13 protein-coding genes and 1 tRNA gene are annotated in these 17,267 nt (G+C 43.5%); 5 read left to right on the forward strand and 9 right to left on the reverse strand.

Annotated elements, in window-relative coordinates:
- Window positions 1-5: 5 nt before the first annotated feature.
- From F0227_RS18635 to F0227_RS18650, 4 genes are all read right to left on the reverse strand, one after another.
- Window positions 6-899 (reverse strand): branched-chain amino acid ABC transporter permease, encoded by an 894-nt coding sequence (locus F0227_RS18635; protein ID WP_171754753.1) that lies wholly within the window; start codon window positions 897-899, stop codon window positions 6-8.
- Entirely contained in the window at window positions 899-2,887 is a 1,989-nt protein-coding gene (locus F0227_RS18640; RefSeq protein WP_171754754.1) for a long-chain fatty acid--CoA ligase, read from the reverse strand. The genes F0227_RS18635 and F0227_RS18640 overlap by 1 nt, the downstream gene beginning before the upstream one ends.
- Window positions 2,887-3,687, reverse strand: coding sequence for an ABC transporter ATP-binding protein (locus F0227_RS18645; protein WP_171754755.1), 801 nt, complete (start codon window positions 3,685-3,687; stop codon window positions 2,887-2,889). Before F0227_RS18645 ends, F0227_RS18640 begins: the two co-directional genes overlap by 1 nt.
- Before the next feature lie 255 nt (window positions 3,688-3,942).
- Window positions 3,943-5,580: an electron transfer flavoprotein-ubiquinone oxidoreductase gene (locus F0227_RS18650; protein ID WP_171754756.1), complete on the reverse strand. Its 1,638-nt coding sequence runs from the start codon at window positions 5,578-5,580 to the stop codon at window positions 3,943-3,945.
- A gap of 177 nt (window positions 5,581-5,757) precedes the next feature.
- Between F0227_RS18650 and F0227_RS18655 the strand changes: the two genes are divergently transcribed.
- The 4 genes from F0227_RS18655 to F0227_RS18670 all read left to right on the forward strand — a co-directional run bounded on the left by F0227_RS18655 (window position 5,758) and on the right by F0227_RS18670 (window position 11,273).
- Window positions 5,758-6,510, forward strand: coding sequence for an electron transfer flavoprotein subunit beta/FixA family protein (locus F0227_RS18655; RefSeq protein WP_171754757.1), 753 nt, complete (start codon window positions 5,758-5,760; stop codon window positions 6,508-6,510).
- Window positions 6,507-7,433: an FAD-binding protein gene (locus tag F0227_RS18660; RefSeq protein WP_171754758.1), complete on the forward strand. Its 927-nt coding sequence runs from the start codon at window positions 6,507-6,509 to the stop codon at window positions 7,431-7,433. The genes F0227_RS18655 and F0227_RS18660 overlap by 4 nt, the downstream gene beginning before the upstream one ends.
- Before the next feature lie 281 nt (window positions 7,434-7,714).
- The gene (locus F0227_RS18665; protein ID WP_171754759.1) at window positions 7,715-8,809 is read left to right on the forward strand and encodes a NapC/NirT family cytochrome c; all 1,095 of its coding nucleotides are present in this window, start codon (window positions 7,715-7,717) and stop codon (window positions 8,807-8,809) included.
- A gap of 16 nt (window positions 8,810-8,825) precedes the next feature.
- Window positions 8,826-11,273: a trimethylamine-N-oxide reductase 2 gene (locus F0227_RS18670; RefSeq protein WP_171754760.1), complete on the forward strand. Its 2,448-nt coding sequence runs from the start codon at window positions 8,826-8,828 to the stop codon at window positions 11,271-11,273.
- Window positions 11,274-11,509: 236 nt separating this feature from the next.
- Here the strand turns inward: F0227_RS18670 and F0227_RS18675 are convergent, their stop codons facing one another.
- A complete protein-coding gene (locus tag F0227_RS18675; RefSeq protein ID WP_171754761.1) occupies window positions 11,510-12,355 on the reverse strand; it encodes an alpha/beta hydrolase in 846 nt (281 codons plus the stop codon).
- Window positions 12,356-12,423: 68 nt separating this feature from the next.
- Between F0227_RS18675 and F0227_RS18680 the strand changes: the two genes are divergently transcribed.
- Complete coding sequence (locus F0227_RS18680; protein WP_171754767.1) at window positions 12,424-13,359, forward strand: LysR family transcriptional regulator; 936 nt, start codon at window positions 12,424-12,426, stop codon at window positions 13,357-13,359.
- A gap of 266 nt (window positions 13,360-13,625) precedes the next feature.
- On the opposite strand, the gene F0227_RS18685 is transcribed toward F0227_RS18680, so the two are convergent.
- The 4 genes from F0227_RS18685 to F0227_RS18700 form a co-directional block, all read right to left on the reverse strand.
- Entirely contained in the window at window positions 13,626-13,865 is a 240-nt protein-coding gene (locus F0227_RS18685) for a hypothetical protein (RefSeq protein WP_171754762.1), read from the reverse strand.
- A 366-nt stretch (window positions 13,866-14,231) separates the two neighbouring features.
- Window positions 14,232-14,879, reverse strand: a complete 648-nt coding sequence (locus F0227_RS18690) for an RloB family protein (protein ID WP_171754763.1) — start codon at window positions 14,877-14,879, stop codon at window positions 14,232-14,234.
- On the reverse strand, window positions 14,860-16,182 hold the full coding sequence (locus tag F0227_RS18695) for an ATP-binding protein (protein ID WP_171754764.1): 1,323 nt from the start codon (window positions 16,180-16,182) through the stop codon (window positions 14,860-14,862). The genes F0227_RS18690 and F0227_RS18695 overlap by 20 nt, the downstream gene beginning before the upstream one ends.
- A 981-nt stretch (window positions 16,183-17,163) precedes the next feature.
- Window positions 17,164-17,239: transfer RNA gene (locus F0227_RS18700), tRNA-Gly, on the reverse strand.
- Window positions 17,240-17,267: the final 28 nt, after the last annotated feature.

Consider the following 17,267-nt stretch of genomic DNA (forward strand, 5'->3'; position numbering starts at 1 on the left):
TCTCCTTAAATTCGTTCAATATCTTTGGTGCCAAACAGGCCGTATGGCTTGAATGCGAGGATAATTAGCAGTACATAGAAAGGGGCGATGTTGTATAAGTTACCAACATGCAGATACTGGCTATCGAAAAACTCCGCTAAGTTTTCCAGCACCCCAATAGTAATGCCTCCTACAATGGCTCCGATGACCGAATCTAACCCGCCCAAGATAACCGCCGGGAAGACTTTGATACCTATAATTGAAAGGGCATCTGAGACACCATTAACAATGCCGATCACAATACCTGCGGTGGCAGAAACTAATGCTGAGATTGCCCAACTCACTGCGAACACTTTTTTAATGGAAATACCAAGACTCTGGGCGACTTGCTGGTTAAATGCGGTTGCTCGCATCGCCAAACCCATCTTGCTGAATTTGAAGAACCAGTAAAACGCCACCATGATGATTACCGAGAAGATCAAGCTAAGAATGTAGGCAAACTCCACATTCAAGCCACCAATATTCACCACTTCCGTTTCAAAGACTCTTGGATAGGAAACCGCTGACACTCCGAATATCCACTTCATCAAAGCCTGAAAGAACATGGACAAACCTATGGTGACCATAATGACCGAAATGATTGGCTCACCAATTAAAGGTCTGAGTACGATGGTTTGCACGGCAATGCCAAACACCGTCATGAATGCTAGGGTTAGCAAGAAGCCAAGAACGAAAGGCAGTTGGAGATGAACCAGAGCGGCCCAGCAGACCCAAGCACCGATCAACAGGAACTCACCTTGTGAAAAGTTAACCACCTGAGTTGATTTGTAAATCAGTACAAAGCACATGGCCACAACGCCATACAGCATGCCAACAATGACGCCATTAATGACCAGTTGCAATAATAAATCCGTATTCACTATGCGATCCTCCGTTGTTCGCTTTGCGCTTGTTTTTCGCCTTGCGCCTGTTGTTCGCTCTGAGCTAGTGGCTGCTCATTTTCAATAAGCGTTTCCACCACCAGTGACGTTTTAATGCGCGTTTTGGTGCCGTCTTGATAGGTAATGACCGTATCCACATCCACATGTGAGTTATCGCTGTAGAGTGTTTCGATAATATCGCTATATTTCTCAGCAACCACGCTACGACGAACTTTACGTGTTCTTGTCAGTTCACCATCATCTGCATCAAGCTCTTTATAAAGCAGGATAAATTTGCTGATTTTCTGTGCATCTGGAAGTGATTCGTTCACTTTCAGCACTTCCTCTCTAACCGCTTGATACACTTCTGGCTGAGCAGATAAATTGGTGTAGTTGGTAAAGGCAATGTTTTTTTGCTCCGCCCACTTCGCAACAATGGAGTAACGAATACAGATAATCGCCGACAACCAAGGTCTTCCTTTGCCGACCACAACCGCTTCAGCAATAAAAGGAGAGAACTTCAGTTTATTCTCAATAAACTGAGGTGAGTAACGAGCGCCTAAGCTGGTTTCTGACATATCTTTTAGACGGTCAATCACCACGAGATGGCCTGACTCTTTGAAATATCCGGCATCACCGGTGTGCATCCAGCCTTCACGCACATCTTCATGGAACGCCTTCATGTTATTAAGGTAACCGGTAAACATGCCGGTGCTCTTGGCAATAATCTCCCCTACACCATTATTATCAGGATTGATCACTTTCACTTCTGAGTTATCAAAAGGCACGCCGACTGAGTCATAATCAACATCGTCTGCATGGTGAACGGTATATGCGCCACACATTTCCGTTTGCCCGTAAAGCTGTTTAAGGGGCACACCAATGGCTTGCAGGTAACGGAAAGTATCCGGTCCCATGGCAGCACCACCGGTAGCGGCTGACGTTAAGTTCGAAAAGCCTAAACGGTCTCGAAGGGCTCTAAGAAGTATCCACTCGGCTAATTTAGATCGTTGACCTTGATCGAGCGCTTTATTCGCTAGCTTCATGCCCAATTTGTACATTTTCTGTTTAAATGGCGTCGAGTCCATCATCCGAGCAGAAACGTCTGCGACGATGTTTTCCCAAACTCTTGGCGCTAACAGGACAAAACTTGGGCCAATTTCTCGCAGGTCAGACATCATCGTCTCTTGCTCTTCAACAAAGTTAACGATTTGACGAGCGACCAGTGCCTGCCCGACTACATACACCTGCTCCATAATCCATGGCAGAGGTAAAACCGAGACGTAATCCCTTCCCGGTGTTCGTGGATCAGCACGTAGGTAAGCACCACAATGTTCTAAAAACTGTCCGCTTCTTAACTGAGCCAATTTAGGTTTAGAGGTGGTTCCGGAAGTGGTACATAAAATAGAGAGATCGTCACCTTGAGTCGCCTCAACCAAATCTGGGTAGTGCGACGGAGACTGCTTATCTAACCTCTGACCTATCTTGTACAGTTTCTCAACATCAATCAGCCTTGGGTCATCGTATTTGCGCATCCCTCTAGGATCGCAATATACGATAAACTCTACACTCGGGATTTCATCTGCTAACTCAATCAGCTTATCGCACTGCTCTTCATCTTCCGCAATAACCACTTTCACTTTGGCGTAGTTAATCAGATAAGCCACTTCATCGTGCATAGAGTCTTGATAGATACCAAGTGAATACCCTTTGATGGCATGAGCCGCTAACTCTCCCCATACCCATTCAGGACGGTTATCACCGAGCAAACCAATGACATCTTTTTCTACTATGCCGAGATCTAATAGAGCTAACGATAACCACTTCACTCTATTGTTATAATCGAGCCAACTATACTCTCGCCAAATACCAAACTCTTTTTCGCGCATCGCGATCTGTTCTGGCCATTTTTGAGCGTTGTATTGCAGTACTTTAGGGAACGTATCTAGGGTCGTTACATCTGCCCAATCGTTTTGTTGCTTTACCATCAGGCACTCTCCTCCAACATTGGTAGCTCTTCGCCTAGATAGGCTCGCTTCACATGTGGGTTTTCCATCACTTGTTCCGGTTCACCCATCGCAATATGTTTACCAAAATCCAGCACCAGAACACGATTTGAAATGTCCATAACAACCCCCATATCATGCTCAATCATTATGATTGTGATACCTAACTCTTCATTGAGGTCCATGATGTAACGCGCCATGTCCTCTTTCTCTTCCAAGTTCATACCCGCCATTGGTTCGTCTAACAACAGCAGTTTGGGCTTTAATGCGATTGCGCGAGCCAGCTCGACTCGCTTACGTAAGCCATAAGATAAGGTGCCGGCGGTCGCTTTACGGATGTGTTGTATTTCTAAGAAGTCGATCACCTCTTCAACATACTTGCGATGCGCCATCTCTTCTCTCTGTGCACCAGAAAACCAATACAGCGGTCCGGTAACAAAGTTGTTTTTAAGCATGTGATGTCGGCCAACCATAATGTTGTCCAGTACTGACATATGCGCAAACAGAGCTAAGTTTTGAAACGTTCTTCCAAAACCCAGTTCTGCTCTTTGGCTTGGCGTTCGCTTGGTCACTTCTTGGCCGGAAAAAACAACCGATCCTTTATTCGGCGTATATCGGCCAGAAATACAGTTAAGCATGGAAGTTTTGCCCGCTCCATTTGGGCCGATGATTGAAAAAATTTCTTTTTCATTCACGTGAAAACTCACATCTGTTAAAGCCTTGACCCCACCAAAAGCCAATGAAATATCGTTTATCTGCAATAGAGGCGTTTCCGATACCATCGCTGATCTCCCTTTAATTATTTTCTGTGCAATCCATTAAGCACATTCTGAAAACTCATTTACGCTTGATACTGGCCACAGCTCGAACACCTTTGCATCAAATTGTTAAATTCAGTTTACGTAAACGTAAAGCTTGATTCAGAATAGTCTCTCATTGATTAAGTTTCAATCGTATTACTAGTTAAAAAATTTGAAGTCACGCAAAGTTTAAGTAAATAAAATGTTAACAAAACAACTTAAGCTGTACGTAACCAGTTACATATTTGGATAGTTAGGTCCTCCACCACCTTCAGGTGGCACCCAACGAATATTTTGACTTGGATCTTTTATGTCGCACGTTTTGCAGTGGATACAGTTCGCAGCATTAATTTGCAGCTCAGCCTCATCACCTTGGTTAATAATTTCGTATACACCAGCAGGACAGTAGCGCTGTGCAGGCTCGGCGTATTGAATTAAGTTCTGACTAATCGGTATCCGGCTGTCTCTCAAGATTAGGTGACAGGGCTGATGCTCTTCATGGAAGGTGTTGGATAGATAGACCGACGATAAACGGTCAAAACTCAGCTTACCATCGGGCTTGTGATAATTGACTTGTTTACTGCTGTCAGCGAAAGCCAGAGTCGTATGATCCGCTTTATCGCAACGGATATTCCATTTAGCCTTTCCCTGCAATAAGTTCTGCTCTATCAGTGTTAATCCGCCCCCCATTACGCTACCAAACTTATGGATCGACGAAGAGAAGTTTCTCGCTTTATACAGCTCTTCGTACAACCAAGATGAGTTAAATTTACTTTTATAATCAGGCACATCCACTTGATTATTTAGCGCTTCAAACACCGCTTCCGCCGCAATCATTCCTGACTTCATTGCGGTGTGTGTCCCTTTAATTTTTGCAGGATTTAACGTCCCCGCATCACAGCCAATGAGTACTCCACCGCTAAATTGTTGGCTGGGTAGAGAGTGAAGTCCCCCCTTGGCGATGGCTCTTGCTCCGTAACTGATGCGTGTTCCATTTTGCAAATATTTTGCCAGCATAGGATGAAGTTTCATTCGTTGAAACTCTTCAAACGGACTGAGGAAAGGGTTGGAATAATTAAGGTCAACTATCAACCCAACCGCCACTTGGTTGCCATCTAAGTGATATAAATAGCTGCCTCCGTTTGCTTCTCCTTTTAATGGCCATCCTAAACCGTGTAACGCTAACCCTTGCTGGTGCTGCTCCGGCGGTATTTCCCACAACTCTTTGAAACCAATGGCGTAATGCTGTGGTGTCGATGACGTAGCTAACGAGAACCTATCCAGCAGACTTTTTCCTATGTGTCCTCTTGCGCCTTCTGAAAACAGCGTATATTTGGCTCTCAACTCGATCCCCGGTTGATAGGTCGGCTTAGGTTGACCTTGCTTATCCAACCCCATGTCGCCAGTAAGCACGCCACAGACTCTATTGTTATCATCGATAATCGCTTCGGATGCACTGAAACCTGGATACACTTCAACCCCCAAGGACTCTGCCTGCTCCGCTAACCAACGACATAAATTTCCTAAACTAATGATATAGTTACCTTCATTATGTAACGTTTTTGGCACCGCCCACTTTGGTAAAAAATGGCCGTTATTCTCATTGGTAAAGAAGCAGGTTTGGTCTTGTGTTACTTTGCAGCTTATTGGCGCACCATCTTGTTGCCAGTTCGGGAACAGCTCATCCAGACTGCGAGGTTCAAATACCGCCCCCGAAAGAATATGGGCGCCGATTTCTGACCCCTTCTCCACTACGCAGACCGATATCTCCTGATTGTTTTCATCTGCTAACTGCTTAATGCGACAAGCAGACGACAAACCTGCTGGTCCCCCCCCTACAATCAACACATCAAATTCCATGCAATCCCTTTCCATGGCCTCGCTTCCTTTTACATGTTACCCAAATGTTAAATAAACATTATAATGCAGTTGACGTAAACGTAAAGGTAAATTAACATCATTTTATCTTGTTATTATTTGTTTGTTTGCAACAACGTTGTATCTGGTGACAAAAAACTTACGTTATATGTGTTCGCAGAGAAGGAACTGATTGTGAAAATACTGGTACCAATCAAACGGGTAATCGACCCCTATATAAAAGTTCGAGTAAAAGCTGATGGTAGTGATGTAGAAACCAACAATGTGAAGATGACCATTAACCCATTTTGTGAGATAGCGGTTGAAGAAGCGGTTCGACTTAAAGAAGCAGGTATTGCCCAAGAGGTTATTGTTGTAACGGCAGGAGGCGTTCAGAGCCAAGAGCAGTTACGTACTGCCCTAGCATTGGGCGCTGATAGAGCCATTCATATTAATACTGACGATAAGTTAGAACCTCTCACCGTCGCCAAACTCCTTAGTGCGGTCGCGGAGCGAGAGCAGCCTCAGTTGATCATTACCGGAAAACAGTCCATTGATAGCGATAACAATCAAGTGGCACAAATGTTAGCGTCACTTCTCGATTGGCCACAAGGCACCTTTGCTTCCAATGTCGAGATCGCAGATCAACAGATGGAAGTGACCAGAGAGGTTGATGGTGGTTTGATGACCGTCACCATGCCACTGCCCGCGGTAGTAAGTACCGATTTGCGTCTTAACGAACCTCGCTTTGCTTCCTTGCCCAATATAATGAAAGCGAAGCGCAAGCCTTTAGTCACAATGGAACCGGATGAATTAGAAGTTGCAATCTCATTCCGTCATACCATTGAAAATGTCGCGCCACCAGCGCAACGACAAGCAGGTATAAAAGTGGACTCCGTAACAGAGCTGCTCGATAAACTAAAAAACGAGGCGAAGGTGATTGCATGAACAACTTAATTTTGGCAGAGCATGATAATCACACTCTACATGCTGACACATTGAAAGTGGTCAACGCAGCAAAACAGACCAGTGACAATAATACATTATTGGTGATTGGTTATCAGTGTGAAGCGGTCGCGCAGCAAGCAAGTCAGGTAGACCATATTAGCAAAGTTATCTGTGTTGATAATGAATGTTTTCAACATCATTTTGCCGAAACTATCGCGCCGGTTATCGCCGACATGGCAACAGATTACCAAGGTATTTGGTGTAATGCTTCAGCAAAAGGAAAGGATATAGCACCGCGAGTAGCCGCCAAGTGTGACGTTGGGCAACTATCTGAAATTATACAAGTAATTGATCAAAACACCTTTGTTCGCCCCATCTACGCGGGTAACGCATTAGCGAGGGTATCCACCTCAGATCAACTTCGTGTGATTACTGTTCGCTCATCCGCGTTTGATGCTGTTGAATGTCAAAGCCAAGTCGACATTACTCATCTGGAGGCTGATATTTCTGCCGCTAACGTTAATTTTGTTTCCATTAGCCAAACCAAGTCGGAGCGACCTGAGTTATCAGCCGCAGAAATCGTCATTTCAGGAGGTCGGGGTGTCGGCAGTAAAGAGAGTTTCACCTTGGTAGAGCAAGTTGCCGACAAACTTGGTGCAGCCGTTGGCGCCTCGCGTGCGGCGGTAGACGCCGGATTTGTACCCAATGACCTGCAAGTAGGTCAGACAGGAAAAATTGTTGCGCCTAAACTTTATATTGCCGTTGGGATCTCCGGAGCAATACAACATTTAGCGGGTATGAAGGAGTCAAAAGTCATCGTCGCAATTAATAAAGATCCTGAAGCGCCAATTTTTGACGTTGCGGACTACGGCTTAGTAGGTGATCTATTTGAGGTATTACCTGAATTAGTCGATAAGATCTAGCTGCAATACATAACACACCGTCATTGTTAACGATAAAAAGAGCCCGCTTGTCTGGCTCTTTTTAGTTTTCACACCGCACAACTTAATAGTGACTAATCAATGGGTTAGTTATCATTATTATATGTAACGCCTTGTTTATATCCACGGTTAATTGTGACTTATAACAAGAATCAATAACTCAATTTGGTTAAAAATTAGTCTATAGACGTCAATCACATTTTCCTACCCATAAAGTAGTAGCATTGAGTATCCGTGTACAATAAATATACAAGCGGTGAAATATGTCATTAAAAAAATATGTCGTAATGTCAGTGGCAATTCTGGGTATATTAACTGGATGGCTAACCTTAGGAGGTGCAGCAAGCCTCTTTCACTACACATCAAGTACAGAGTTTTGTCTCTCCTGCCATACCATGGCAATTCCATATGAAGAGTACCAAGGTTCGGTGCACTACTCTAACGCCAAGGGCATTCGGGCGGAGTGCGCAGATTGCCATATTCCATCCGACCCCATCGACTACCTTGTCACTAAAATTCGCGCATCCAAAGATATTTATCACCAGTACGTTACTGGAAAAATCGACACCGAAGAGAAGTATGAAGAACATCGGGTGGCGATGGCGGAACTGGTTTGGCAGCAATTTAGAGAAAATGATTCCGCTACTTGCCGCTCATGCCATACCTATGACGCGATGGATAACTACGAACAAACAAAAGAAGCGGTAAAAATGCACCAATACGGCGTGGACAACGGACAGACGTGTATCGATTGCCACAAAGGTGTCGCGCACTTTGCCCCAGAGCCAGAAATGGATAGCGAAGCCTTTGAACTTTTAGTCTCAGCAACAGAGAGTACGCCTAAAGATGCAGAAACGGTCTACCCGATACAGTCCATTTCCATGGGGGAACTGGGCACCATTAATCCCACAACAGAACTGAAGGTTTTAAGTACTGACGGCAATAAAAGAGTCGTCAACATTCAGGCCTACCAAATGAAAGGGGCAGAACAAGTTCTCTATTTGGCAAGAGGACAACGTGCCATTGTTGCAACGTTAACCGAACAAGGTATCGCGGCGCTAAAAACAGATAATTATGTTGCCGATGAGTACGGAAATGAGTGGCGAAGCGCAGAGCTAACGGCAGAGATCGACGCCCCAGTACTCGACAGCCAGCAACCCATATGGCAATACGCACAAGAACTTGACAACGTCTACTGTTCAACCTGCCACGCGATCATCCCAGCAAACCACTTTACCGTGAATGCATGGGCGCCTGTTGCAAAAGGAATGGGAGAAAGAACCGATATTACCGATGAGGATTTACAACTATTAACGAACTATTTTCAGCACCACGCTAAAGATGCAAGTGATCACTAAACATAAGGATGTAGAAATGAACAAGATTAGCCGAAGAAGTTTCCTGAAAGGAACCAGTATGGCAGGCGGAGTACTTGCCATCACATCTATTACACCAATGAATGCGCTAGCGGCCAATAAACGTGGCAATGGTATATTAACCGCTGGACGAATGGGACCGATACTGTGTACCACTAAGGATGGCAAGCTGATATCAACCACAAACGCTTTAGCTCAGACCGTTCCCAATAGCTTACAAACCACCGGACCAGACCAAGTTTATACCAAAGCTCGTATTAAATATCCCATGGTACGTAAAGGCTTTTTGCAGAGCCCAAGTAAACCTGAAGGCGTTCGTGGTGATGATGAGTTTGTTCGCATTTCATGGGACGAGGCATACAAGCTGATACATGAACAGCATATGCGGATACGTGAAGAAAACAGTCCTGATTCTGTATTTGCCGGTTCTTATGGTTGGCGATCAAGTGGTGTTCTGCATAAAGCTCAGACTCTTTTGCAACGCTATATGAGTATGGCCGGCGGCTATTCAGGCCATTTAGGCGATTACTCCACGGGCGCAGCTCAAGTTATTCTTCCTCATGTCATGGGATCCATCGAAGTTTATGAACAGCAAACAACCCACCCTGTCGTGCTTGAACACTCAGACGTGGTTGTATTATGGGGTGCGAACCCGCTCAACACATTAAAAATTGCATGGAGCTCGACCGACTGCAGTGGATTAGAGTTTTTCCATCAGCTTAAAAAGTCAGGTAAAACGGTTATTGCTATTGACCCAATGCGTTCAGAGACGATTGAGTTTCTTGGTGACTCAGTCGAATGGATTGCACCTCGTCCGCTCACGGATGTCGCAATGATGATGGGCATTGCTCATTCTCTCATTAAAAAAGGTAAACACGACAAAGCGTTCTTAAATAAATACACCACTGGATACGACAAGTTTGAAGCTTACTTGCTCGGAAAAAGTGATGGTGTTGAAAAAACACCCGCTTGGGCAGAAGAGATTACTGGCGTTTCTGCTAAACAGATGGAAACGTTGGCAGATATGTTTAGCGCCAATCGCACTATGTTAATGGCTGGCTGGGGTATTCAACGTCAGCAATATGGAGAACAGCGTCACTGGATGCTCGCAACATTAGCGGCAATGCTAGGTCAAATAGGGCTTCCCGGCGGTGGCTTTGGTTTCTCTTACCACTACTCCAATGGCGGCAACCCAACACGCGATGCCGGCGTACTTCCTGCGATTTCTGCGGCCATTGGCGGCGGATCTTCTGCTGGCAATGATTGGGCGATATCGGGAGCCAAAAATAGTTTCCCTGTTGCACGTATTGTCGAAGCACTAGAAAACCCGGGCAAAAAATACATGCACAATGGCCATGAGCTTACCTTCCCTGATATTAAAATGATCTGGTGGGCAGGGGGTGGCAACTTTACGCACCACCAAGACACCAACCGTTTGATCAGGGCGTGGCAAAAACCAGAGATGGTTGTTATTTCAGAAATATACTGGACTGCTGCCGCTAAACATGCCGATATTGTTTTGCCTATCACCACATCATTTGAACGAAATGATATGACCATGACCGGCGATTACAGTAACCAACACTTAGTACCAATGAAGAAAGTGGTTGAGCCTGAGGGTGAAGCGAGAAACGACTTTGATGTGTTCGCCGATATGGCTGAACTGATTAAAGCGGGCGGTCGCGAAGTTTATACCGAAGGTAAAGATGAAATGGCGTGGTTGAAAGGTTTTTATGATGCCGCACAAAAAGCGGGTAAATCCGCACGTATTCGTATGCCGAAGTTTGGCAAATTCTGGGACGAAAACCAGTTTATTGAGATGAAATACAATAAGAAAGCCGCGCAATTTGTTCGTCATGGCGATTTTCGTAAAGACCCTGTTCTAAACCCTCTAGGCACACCTAGCGGAAAAATCGAGATCTTCTCTAAAACTTTAGAGGGGTACGGATTAGAAGATTGCCCTGCCCACCCTACTTGGTTAGCGCCTACAGAGTTTTATAACAATGCGAATAAAGATGAGCTTCAATTAATGACCGCTCACGCAGCTCATCGCCTACATAGCCAGTTCAACTATGCAAAACTTCGTGACGACTATGCGATTGCAAACCGTGAACCTATCACCATTAACAGTGAAGATGCTAAGTCTCGGGGAATTAAAACCGGTGATCTTGTTCGTGCCTACAATGACAGAGGGCAAGTACTCGTTGGAGCACTGGTCACCGATGGCATTAAAAAAGGCGCGGTCTGTATCCATGAAGGAGGCTGGCCTGACTTAGATAAGGAAACAGGTTTATGTAAAAATGGAGGGGCAAATGTATTAACCGTAGATATCCCTTCTTCTCGACTGGCAAATGGTTGCGCTGCAAACTCTGCACTAGTGAAAATCGAGAAATACACTGGCCCTGCGCTTGAGCTTACTGCATTTACGCCACCTAAGAATGGTTAATCCAGAATCAGATTAGCTCGACTAAAAAACAAGCCAGCAATGCTGGCTTGTTTATTTAAAGTACCTTCCACCTAGTAACAACTAAAACCTATTTATTGCATTTCTGAATTACAAAGTGCCAGTTGTTTCAAGTCTATTTTCAATAGAACAACTTACCTTCTAATTCGTCTTTGGACAGTTCTGAGTTACGAAATGCCAACTGTGGAGATTTTGGATAAATCCGTATTATTTGAACATTAACGCTTAAATATACTCAGGAGCGTACCAACAAATTCTTCTGGATCTTCTAGCATTGGCGTATGCGACACACCTTTTAACTGAATTAACTGTAATGATTTAAATGCGTTTTCAACACTCTCCCACGCCTCAATCGGAGCAATGCTAAAATCTAGCTCTCCATTCATGACAGTGATATCCAAGTTAGATGAAAACTGCATAAGTTCGATATCTCTGAATATTTCTCCCCAAAGGGTATCTAATATCGGTGTATTCATTTCAACGTCATCCCACAAAGATAACTCATCAAATGATGCATCTTTCCATCTCATTGGGCCTAATCTTCGACAGACATGCGCAAACTTACGTTCTGGCTGCTTGGAAATATCATTTTCTAGTCTAGCCATACCTGTATCTAGCAATTTTTTCCGCTCTTCAGAAGCGTTTTCTGACCAATAAGCAAACTGCTTTTCTTGCATATCTCCTGACAGACTTGGTGCGGCACCAACTAAAATCAATTTTTCGATATCTACTTGCGTATTACTCGCAAAGTGCATTGCCATATAAGCATGGCCTGAATGCCCCAATATACTAGTTTTAGTTAGCTTAATACTGTCGCATATTGCTTGGATATCACAAGTGATAGTATCTAAGCTGACTGAATCAACGGGATTCGAATCATCACATTTGGAGAACCCTCGATGATCCACATACACACAAGTAAAGTAATCGTGCAGAGATTTAGGGATTACTTTCTTGTAATAGTTCACACTACCAATAATTAACAAGTGTGGGCCTATACCATGCTGCTCAACTTGTAATTGATAGCTGTCACGATGGACAGTTAATCGGTTTTTATCGTTCATGTATACGCTCTCTATAGTTGCAATGGCACAAGCTTAAGACATGGTTTGGAACAAATAAATGAGATAATATTGGATTCTATAACCTAACTATTGGGATAATCATGTTAGATAGAATTGATAACGTTTGGCTACACTCATTCTGTGCTGTTTATGAAAAACATAGTTTTGCTAAAGCCTCAGAACACTTAGCAATTCCAAGCTCTAACGTCAGTCGACATATCCAACAACTCGAATCGGTATTGGGTGAAAAGCTATTCTATCGAACAACTCGTAAAGTGACCCCAACATTATTAGGTGATCGTCTTTTTCAAGAAATTCGGGAACCATTGTGCAACCTCAATCTGTCACTGCAACGACTCAGTGAGACACAGACCTCGCTGAAAGGAAGCATCCACCTTAGCTCTCCAGACATACCTATTATTGGGGAAGGTTTAGCCGACTTTTCAACCAAGTATACAGACATCACATTGTACTGTGACCATAGTACCTCGATTAAAAATGCTATCTCAAACGACCCCGATATTATTATCAGTTTTGAGCGAGGAACTCTCGATGATCGGGATTGGGTGTCGAAGCCACTTTGCCAATGGGAGACTACTATCTTGGCTTCTAAGGAGTGTATTAATCGCTATGGCTTACCACAAAATCTAACTGAATTGGAGTCAATGCCGTGTATATCAAGCTATAAATCTTTTGGAGGAGAACCTTGGGTTTTCACTATTCCAGAATCAAATGAATTTATAACACTATCCCCAAAATCAAGAATTAAAGTAGATGGTGGATTTATAGCAAAAGCTTTTGCCCAACGTGGTCTTGGGTTTGTAGCTCTGCCCACTAGCTTCTGCTCAGACGAAATAAAACAGGGTGAGTTGCAACAAGTCTCTTTAAATTATGATTTATCGCCACTGACAATATTCATTCATTATCGTGCAATAAATTTTCACTCGCACCTATCAAAGTTACTTGTGGACTTTATCACCACTAAAATGTCGTCTAGCTTATAAAGGGGCAAAAACGAGTCAGCCTTGGCTCCAAGAATCCAAGCTGAGCGACAACATGCTAGACATACCATGAATTAGATTCAGTATGACTCAATCCCATATTTAACATTGCAACAGTTACCTTAAATGCTGTGCAGGCCTTTTTTACTACAAGCGATTTAAAAACAACTTGTACTACGTACATAACAAATCAGCCCGGTTATTATTAACCGGGCTGAATTATTTTCGATGTAAGAGCGAAAGATTATCCTTTACCAATTAACCATCGCTCAAGCAATTGTGCGGTGACTATACGCTTGCAACAACTTAGGCTGTGACAGCTCAATCTCTTCCAGTGCATCATCGAGTTTGTCGTTTAGCGAGGAAAGCAGATAGTAGAGCTGATCGCCGGTAAGATTTTCTAAACAGCCTTCGGCTTCGCTAGCCAGTGCTGCGATTCCGCCGCACATCTGACGGGCTTCAACAATCAAAGTATAGGGATCTTTTTCTGAATAGATTTGTACGGACATAGTGATGTCTCCTTGGGAAAACAAATTGACTGCTACCACTCCGAGAATGCTACGCCCATGGTGATAGCCCGAACAGCGTTAGCATTACCAGTCCCAAGTCCTGGTGCGACCGAAATCGCCGCTGTCCGAGCCACCATAGAATACATTTTTTCTAGATGTGCAGGAACATCGCCCACAAAAAAGACGCAAGCGCGTCTTATTAGGCTCTCAGGATATTTGACCAGATGCTAAACCAGATAACAGATTTTGCTGTTATCCGTTCAAGTTAGCTTTGCCGTTTTAAGGAGTCAATTAAATGCGAAGATGAAAGTGTTACTGAATTTTAAGGGAGAATTAAAAAATCCCTGACTGACAAGGGGTTGGAAGTTATTTCTTTCCGTTCTCAATAATGGCATCGAAAAGGTTGTAAACATCAGTGTAAGGATTAGCTTTTGGAGCACCGACTTCTTCGTGCCTTCTGCCGAGCGCTTCTGCTCTGCGTTTCGCCTCGTCATAATTGTTTGGTAAATCAGCCAACTTAACCACTTTTGCCCCGTCAGCATCATAACAAGGTAACTCAATTGCCAGCGCCCTTTGCAGATCGTGGCGATGTATTTCAGCACCTTGGTTACGAATATGCAGCATAGGCCAGAGCTCAAAGCATGGGTTTGAATAGGCAATCTTTATACCGTTGGCATAGGCTTTATCAAATGCAGCCGGAATATGCGGGTGCTCATCTCGGTCAAACACTGCCCATACTTCAAAATTTCTATCGATAGGATCAGCGCTGCGGCGAGCTACCTTTGCCAGTGCTTTTTTCTCTGCTATCGCTTTATCGACAATGGTTAATGGTACGCCGGCTGCTCTAATAGCCCTTACGTCAACCAAGCCATTGCCTTTTGCTAATCTAAAATCATCAATAAAGTCGGGTTCAGTATTCTGGCCTTCACAAACCGCAACTAATTTGATTTTAACTTTGTTTTGAACCTTGCCTTTACGTGCTAAGGAAACTCTTTTACCCTTTCTCGGTGGCATTAGCTTCTCCGGAAAAATTGATTTTGTCCAAATAACCAAGGAATGGAATCGCTCCAAAACGCCCTTCTATATAGCCTTTCTGCCAGTTGGATCGCTTATCGACCGCAAAATCCATCAGTGACGTCACTTTGGTACTGCCGTCTTTGGCTTTTTCGGTTAACCAGATACTTTCCCGGCGCACACCCTTATATGTCATCAACTGAGTATCGTGGGTAGAGAATATCAGCTGAGCACCATTCTGGTTTAACGCAGGCTCCGCAAACAACTCTATAAGTCTTAATGTTAAAACCGTATGCAGGCTGGATTCGATTTCATCAACATAAAGCACGCCACCATTTTTTAATACATATAATGCTGGAACAAGAAACGAGATCAATGCTTGCGTACCCTGACTCTCTTCTGAGAATAGGAATTCTTCTTCGGTACCTTCAATGGTTGTTCTTTGTACTTTAATTTCATAAGAAAAACGGGGAACATCAAGATCATCAGGAAATGGTAACTTCTCGGAAAACAGTTTTATCATTGATTCATTGAGCATTTTCTTAAGACTTTTATCAATCTCTCTTCTACGCTCATCATGTTCAATTTTCTCTACCTTAATTTCCGTTGCACCAATATCGACACGAGAGAGAAAAGCAGAAATAATTTCCTGTAAATTATTTTCTATAATGCTTTCTCCCAATGAGTTTTCTGAACGATCCACATATGAACGATAATTGTAGTTCATAACAAAGTAGCGATAAATTTTCGCGAGTAATGGGTGTTTCTTTTGACCACCAACACTCAAAAACAGGTTGTCACCCATTGTAATACCAGCAACAGTTTTATTTTGCCCTTTCAGATTTTTACTAAAACTATACTCATCGCCGTTCTTACGGTGAAATAAGGTAATTGTCGATTTGCGCTTACCATATGTCGTCTGATGCAGCCACTCTTCTACAACTTCTCCGTCTAAAACATCAAAGCCATAGTAATAATGTTTCCCGTTACAAATAAAATCGATATCAAATGTTGATATTACACTTTGGTACTTTTGATCTAGTTTGAAAGTCGGTACAGCTATTTTTCCGGATGAAGCACCGAACATAATTTGATGGGTTAAAAACTGTAGCGCCAACAGCAGATTGGTTTTACCCGATGCATTGGCACCGTAGATTTGAGCAACAGGCAACACTTTTTCCCGTATTACATCGGTAGTGATAAGCCCTTCGCTCTGTTCTTGCTTATTTTCTGATGCGGTAAATACAAGTTCTTGATACTCACTGATAGAACGGTAGTTTGAACACCCGTAACGTAATAACATTAATCAGCCTTCATATAGTCGGAATAGGCCAATTCTAGAGTTTTTTACAAAAAATCGCAATTACAAGAGCACTAAAGCTTAAAAAGTTGGCAGAATTACCCATTTTTTACATCTGCAAAATTCTTTTCCTTTGAGTACTCATAGGGAGAGGTAGTGCTTTAGCAGTCACTAAATTACACTCTGGCTCCACAGTATTTAGAGATAACAGAAACTCGATAATAGAAAGAGTCTTTTACCTATAGGTTGATGAAAAGCCGGGCAAGGTTGCGCTCTACCAACTGGATGAGTTCTAGATATGATTCCTACACTTTCTCAACGAGAGAAATGAAGCTTGATGGAGCAAATGTAAATGGGCAGGACGCCCATTTTTAAGCGAACAGGGATGTCTTGAGCGGTTTGCGTAATCGAGTTCATTTTTACCGCATCACTCATAATCACCATTTGAAAAAGGTAAAAAAGCCCGACCATTTCTGATCGGGCTTCTTTGCAGTCCCTTCGAAAAGAGCGGAGCGACACACGAGGTTCCCTTCTCTTGAACATAAGGCGTGACCTCAACCTTGGCAAGGTTGCACTCTATCAACTGGATGAGTTCTAGATATGATTCCTACACTTCTTCAACAAGAGAAATGAAGCTTGATGGAGCAAATGTAAATGGGCAGGACGCCCATTTTCAAGCGAACAGGGATGTCTTGAGCGATTTGCGTAATCGAGTTCATTTCTACCGCATCACTCATAATCACCTTTTTTAAATGCAAAAAAGCCCGACCATTTCTGATCGGGCTTTCTACTTAAAGAAATTTGGAGCGACACACGAGGTTCCCTTCTCTTGAACATAAGGCGTGACCTCAACCTTGGCAAGGTTGCGCTCTACCAACTGGATGAGTTCTAGATATGATTCCTACACTTTCTCAGCGAGAGAAATGAAGCTTGATGGAGCAAATGTAAAAAAGCCCGACCATTTCTGATCGGGCTTCATTAATTTGGAGCGACACACGAGGTTCGAACTCGTGACCTCAACCTTGGCAAGGTTGCGCTCTACCAACTGAGCTAGTGTCGCATGCTACATTCAGCGAACGTAGACTTAA

The organism is Vibrio sp. 99-8-1, from assembly GCF_013114595.1.
GTDB lineage: Bacteria > Pseudomonadota > Gammaproteobacteria > Enterobacterales > Vibrionaceae > Vibrio.